Raw genomic sequence first — 5383 nt, 5'->3', positions numbered from 1 at the left:
TTTTCGTTTTGTTCTGCTGTGCGCGTGGGATTGGCGGCTATTTTGCATAATGTGCTTATAATCTCTTTAGAGTTATAAGACCACGTTATGTAAACATAGCTTTGGCGATGCGGCTGTTTGGTAAGCAACCCAAAAACAGAGAGAAGTGAGCAGGCGAACTGACTGGATTTGGGTGGCGCGGAGTTTTTTAACGTAAGGATTTTACTCTGCGAACACTTACTGTCAATTTAATATTGTTGTGCATTTGTACTTTTCTGGCTAAGATGTCATAGTGTTTTAAGTGTAATCGATTGATGATACACGATTTACTAATGCGTACAAAACCTTCATTACTTAACAATACTTCATACTCTTTTAAAGTTTGACAGCTTTGATAACGTGAGCCGTCTACCAGATAAAAACAACTGTAACCTTCACAAGATGTAATGTAAATAATAGATTCTAACAGTAGATAACTATTTGCTGCTTTACTACGAATGGTAAGCAGTTTGTATTTTTGTGAACTTAATACACTAAGATCGCAGGTAATTGCCATATGGTTACTGGATAGGATGGAAGTTGTTAATCATATCATGTAAGGCTTCTAAATCGTCTTGCAGATAGCGTTCTGTAGAACTAATGTATTTGTGTCCTGCTAAGATTTGTACTTTTCTAAGATTGTATTGTTTAAGCCAGTTTGTAATGACAGAAGCGCGTAGTTGATGGACGTTTTTTACTTTGTGATTCGTTTTTTTTAACTTCTTAAAAATATGCTGAACTGTATTTCCTAATCGTGCATTATTCGGTACAAACAAACGATTGCTTTCTACTTTATTACGTTGTGCAATCTGCTCTCTAATTTCTTTTGTGTATTCTAAGAGTTCTATGATTTGCCAGGATTTGAGTTCCAAAGTTCTGCTGTTGCTTCGTACGCTGCTTTTGATGTAGATTTTGCCTTTGTAAAGCTGCAGATCCTCTAGTTCTAAATGTATCAGTTCTGTTGTGTTTAATCCTTGATATACCAATAAGCCAACAATAACTTTATTGCGTTTTGCGCATAATCTGTGATAGATATCTGCGATATTTTCGCTTTCAAAACTATAGTATAAATCTTCTAGTTCGTCTGGCTCTAAAAGGTTATAGGTAACCGTACGTTTTACACCTTTAATCCTCATATTTTCTATAGGATTGTCTGCCCTATAACTTTCTGATACTAAATAGTTAAAATAGATTTTTAGACTTCCTAGTTTGTGTTTGATGGTTTTTTGAGAGTTGTTGTTACCTTGTAAATATTTGATGTACAGTAATATCGTTTTGTAATCAATCGTTTCTGGGTTGGTATCATTTGCATTGCACCAATCGGCAAAAATTGCCTTGGTATTGTTATAACTTGTAATCGTGGATTTGCTGTAGTTTTGTGTACTTAAGTAGGTTTTATAAGTTTTCATCTTCAACGGTTTTTAGTAGGTGCGTATAAATTTGTGTAGATTCTAGTGAACTATGTCCTAAAAAAGTTTTGATGTTTTCTATAGGAACTTCTTTTGCTAACAGATGTGTAGCAATACTATGCCGTAAACTGTGCGGCGTAAGTCTTTTAGCAATTAACGCTGGATTTTCGGTAGCTTTTACAATGGCTTGTAAGCGATTGGCAAAACTCATGCCTTGCAACCGATTTCCCACTTGATTTAAAAATAACGCTTCGCCAGTGGTTTCTCTGCTAAATTCAATGCGTGATTCGTATAGATAATCCTGTAAGATTTCTGCATTCTTTCGATTGATGGGTACAAAACGTTCTTTGTAATTTTTTCCTTTGCGTACGTGTATGCGTTCCTTATCAAAATTTAAGTCACCAATATCCAAGCTGACAGCTTCGTTTCTTCTGAGACCACAACTGTATAAAACTACCAAAATGGCTCTGTCTCTAAGTCTGTATTTAGCTTTTTTGTGACTATAATTTGTTGCTTTAAAAAGCTGTTGTATTTCACTCTGAGTAGCAATATTGAGTTTTTCTTCGGTGGGATTGACCTCATTTTTTAGATGTACATTAAATCTTGTTTGTACATTATGCTGTTTTAGATATTCACTAAACTTTTTTAAAGCCTGTTGATGTTTGTTTAAATAGCTTTTACTAAGTCCGCCATCTTGTCTATCATTGCTGCGTTGTTGTAGTTCCTTGTAATAATCCTTTACCGTTTGTGTTGTGAGCTTTTGTAAATTATGATGTCCGTGACACTCTGCATAATAGAAAAACTCTTGCAAGTGATTTGGTAGTTGATATACGGTACTTTCTGCGTAACCTAAAATGTCTAACCATTCTTTGTAATTGGCGACTAACAGCTTATAACCTTTGTTTTGTAGCTTTAATTTTTTCATCAGCGGTATGTGTTTTTGGAGACTTCTTTGCGAGTTATTATAACAATCTGATTTACTTGTTATTAGATTCGCAACTATATTACTTGCGAGTTACTTGCGACTTACGGCATCGAGTCGATGCAGACAAGTAGTTAATGCGTTATTTATCTGCTCTTTAAGGTTTATATATTCGTTAATGTCAACGACTTCAAAACAATAGCTTTTTGTTTTTGCTTTGTTTAGTCTACGTATATAATTCTCTGATAGTAATTGTTTATTGTAGTTTCGTAATGTACTTTCTTTGATGCGTAGATTTCTTCGGATTTCAGCATTGGTAAACGTAGTTTGGTTATTATTTATTAAATACCCTTTAAGCTTTTCTAAATGATTTCTGCATGCGCCAGTGAGTGTATCACTTTTGCGTAAAAGCACATCAATAATAAGTTCGTTGGCTTCTTGTATATATTCGATTGCTGTTTCTATGTACGCTTCGCCTGTGATTTCATCAAAGTATGGTTCTCTTTGGTACTGTTTGTAGAAAGTAATCGCTTCTATAAATTGTAAATAATGACTGTTGGTTCTTCGTGGTTTAAATACACTTTGTGGAAGTTCTAAAAACTCTGCATAACGATTGATAACCCTTATGGGCTTTAAAACTCTTTGTACATTTCGTAGAAGTTCTGCAGATTTCAGTTGTGATTCTTCGTTTAATTTCCCTGCGCTTATAAGTCTTTGGTAATTCATGATACGCTTATCTTGTTCACTACTTTCATCTATGTAAAGTAAAAAACTGCGATTGCTGTTATCCTCATACACGCTTTCTTTGGTCGTACAACCTGCTACGCTTACGGGACCTTCCACTGTTAGATGCACGGTTTTGGTAGTGCCTTTTCTGTCTTTATGAACAACGGTTTTGGTAATTCTTTTCTTTGATTGTAATTCCCGTAATGGATAGAGTACACTTTCCGCTCCGTCTAAATCTTCGATTAAAATAAGTTTGTGTTGCAATTCCGTTCGGTTAAAGTAATAAAAGGCGTTTGCGGATAACACGGTAATTTCTACTTTGTCCTCTTCCGGAATAAGTTCTGCTACTTTGCTTTGTAAATGTGTTTTTCCAACTCCTGAACTCCCCAAGCTGATGCAATGCAGTGGATTGTTTGTTTTTCTGCTTGTAAAGATCAAGTACATTAATAATCTGTTGTTGACTTCTCCAATCACACCACTTTTGCCAATGAGTTCATTGGTAATTCTTAGTAAGTCTTTCTGTTTTAGGAAGCTTATCGCTTCTTGTTCTTCGCTTTTGGTAAGTTCTTTGTAATACGATTTACTTGCTTCTGCGGCTTTATCTAACAATAAAAAACGGTAGTTTTCTAGTTCCTTTGTGAGTTCTTGTAATGTTTTACGAACCACACTCGTGCCGATTTCTAAACGTTCGGCAACTCTGCGGACAAACTTTTCTACTTGGTTGTCGTTGTATAAGTCTATGGTATGACGCAACACATTGTGTTGTTTTGGCTTTTGCAAACTCAACGTGACGCGCATGCTTTCGAGTTTGTTGACTTTGAGTCCGCCCAAAACGTGGATTTCTAGGTGCTTGGTGACGTAATTGTAGTTGTTGGAATTGGAAGTGTTGAGCATTGGCAAAATAATTACTTGTTCATATTTGCATCAAAACTACTATATGTAAATCATTTTACAAAACCAAATCACACTTTTTTATTCCATTTTTGAACAGTATATTTGCCAATATTGTTTAAATAAGCATTATTACTATACTTATGAGTACATTTGGTAAGCGATTGCGCGATTGTAGAAAAGAAAAAGGATTGTCACAAAATGAAGTAGCTAAACTTTTAAATACTAATCATTCTGTAATTGGTAAGTATGAGCGTGATGATGTAAATCCGTCTATCGATGCTGTAAAACGCCTAGCTGAACTATTAGACACTACCGTAGCATATTTAGTTGGTGAAGCTGATACGGATGAACTTTTTAAGGACGCTGATATGTTACGTAGATTAAAAGATATCAATCAATTACCAATACAAGATAAAAACGCGATTCTCTATAATCTTGATGCCTTAATTCGTGATGCCAAAACGAGGTTGGCTTATAAATAAAAAAACAACCACAGTAACTAAACTATGGTTGTCTTCTCTCTATATTAAAATTAGTATTTTGCTTACTCTTACCGCCACTAGTTTTGAAAACTAGCGGTAGCGCTCACTCAGTCGCGGACATACTAGCGCCATCTAGGGGACATTCTAGCGCCAGCTTGGGAGGTAATGAAACGTATCTCTTTAGCTCCTTTAGACTTCCATTCTTCTAGTAAATGATCAAGAAATGTTTCATGAGGAAATTGAACTTTTTTCTCTTCCCCAGAGAAAGAAATTCCAACATATACATCTATCAAATTGTCATGTAAAAGCTCTATAAAATTATTTATAAATTTTTTTTTAAATACTTCTTCAGTCAATACATCATCCAAAAAGTATTCTTTCAACTCACTATATGGTTCCCATAAATTATAAAAATCATCAATTATACTATCAAGAATGAGTTCTTTTAATTTATCTATTTTCATATATAATTATTTTAAAGTTGGATTTCCTTTTAAAGGAATTACAGTTTTATTCCCATTCATGGATATTATCATATGTGGACCTTGTTTTACTTGAACAGATCTTGTTTTACCTCCAGGCATAATTCTTATCTGTTCGCCTCTAACTCCATTGGTTAACCTTATCCCTGCATTATACAACTTATTTGGATTAGTTGACACACCTTTCCAACCATTACTTGTCAAATATGACTCAACTATTTTGGGATTAACTCCTCTGAAAGAGTTCGGATTATTCAAACTCATTGTTGATGGACGAGGAAAAGATTTAACACTCCCATCATAATACATTGGTTTATAATTGAAGCTTCTAAATGAAATTTGAGACATCCCAACATTAGCTCCCCACATTGAGCCTGAACCCGCTGGTCCAAGCGCAAATAATCCAAGAGACATAGTAGTTATAGCTTCTTGATGGTCTTTATTTTCTCT

7 protein-coding genes are annotated in these 5383 nt (G+C 34.7%); 1 reads left to right on the top strand and 6 read right to left on the bottom strand.

Translation table 11 applies throughout. The features are described from left to right. Positions 1–187: 187 nt before the first annotated feature. The 4 genes from MK119_RS24020 to MK119_RS24005 all read right to left on the bottom strand — a co-directional run bounded on the left by MK119_RS24020 (position 188) and on the right by MK119_RS24005 (position 3969). Positions 188–535, bottom strand: a complete 348-nt coding sequence (locus MK119_RS24020) for a LytTR family DNA-binding domain-containing protein (protein ID WP_290684240.1) — start codon at positions 533–535, stop codon at positions 188–190. Positions 536–539: 4 nt separating this feature from the next. Then, positions 540–1427, bottom strand: a complete 888-nt coding sequence (locus tag MK119_RS24015; RefSeq protein ID WP_290684238.1) for a tyrosine-type recombinase/integrase — start codon at positions 1425–1427, stop codon at positions 540–542. Beyond that, positions 1414–2352, bottom strand: a complete 939-nt coding sequence (locus MK119_RS24010) for a tyrosine-type recombinase/integrase (protein ID WP_290684236.1) — start codon at positions 2350–2352, stop codon at positions 1414–1416. Before MK119_RS24010 ends, MK119_RS24015 begins: the two co-directional genes overlap by 14 nt. Before the next feature lie 90 nt (positions 2353–2442). Further along, entirely contained in the window at positions 2443–3969 is a 1527-nt protein-coding gene (locus tag MK119_RS24005; protein WP_290684234.1) for a hypothetical protein, read from the bottom strand. A gap of 140 nt (positions 3970–4109) precedes the next feature. On the opposite strand from MK119_RS24005, the gene MK119_RS24000 reads away from it, so the two are divergent. Then, complete coding sequence (locus MK119_RS24000) at positions 4110–4451, top strand: helix-turn-helix transcriptional regulator (protein WP_290684232.1); 342 nt, start codon at positions 4110–4112, stop codon at positions 4449–4451. Positions 4452–4573: 122 nt separating this feature from the next. Here the strand turns inward: MK119_RS24000 and MK119_RS23995 are convergent, their stop codons facing one another. Further along, complete coding sequence (locus MK119_RS23995; protein WP_290684230.1) at positions 4574–4915, bottom strand: hypothetical protein; 342 nt, start codon at positions 4913–4915, stop codon at positions 4574–4576. Positions 4916–4921: 6 nt separating this feature from the next. Further along, positions 4922–5383 (bottom strand): hypothetical protein (locus MK119_RS23990; protein WP_290684228.1); only part of this gene is annotated, 462 nt, incomplete at its 5' end.

The organism is Kordia sp., assembly GCF_022447245.1.
In the GTDB taxonomy this organism is placed as follows: domain Bacteria; phylum Bacteroidota; class Bacteroidia; order Flavobacteriales; family Flavobacteriaceae; genus Kordia.
Note: the sequence above shows the minus strand (reverse complement) of the source record. Positions and strands in the feature narration are given on the sequence as shown.

What these genes read in the sequence shown, in the direction of transcription:
- MK119_RS24020 (WP_290684240.1), bottom strand. Translation starts at nt 535, where the DNA reads ATGGCAATTACCTGCGATCTTAGTGTATTAAGTTCACAAAAATACAAA.
- MK119_RS24015 (WP_290684238.1), bottom strand. Translation starts at nt 1,427, where the DNA reads ATGAAAACTTATAAAACCTACTTAAGTACACAAAACTACAGCAAATCC.
- MK119_RS24010 (WP_290684236.1), bottom strand. Translation starts at nt 2,352, where the DNA reads ATGAAAAAATTAAAGCTACAAAACAAAGGTTATAAGCTGTTAGTCGCC.
- MK119_RS24005 (WP_290684234.1), bottom strand. Translation starts at nt 3,969, where the DNA reads ATGCTCAACACTTCCAATTCCAACAACTACAATTACGTCACCAAGCAC.
- MK119_RS24000 (WP_290684232.1), top strand. Translation starts at nt 4,110, where the DNA reads ATGAGTACATTTGGTAAGCGATTGCGCGATTGTAGAAAAGAAAAAGGA.
- MK119_RS23995 (WP_290684230.1), bottom strand. Translation starts at nt 4,915, where the DNA reads ATGAAAATAGATAAATTAAAAGAACTCATTCTTGATAGTATAATTGAT.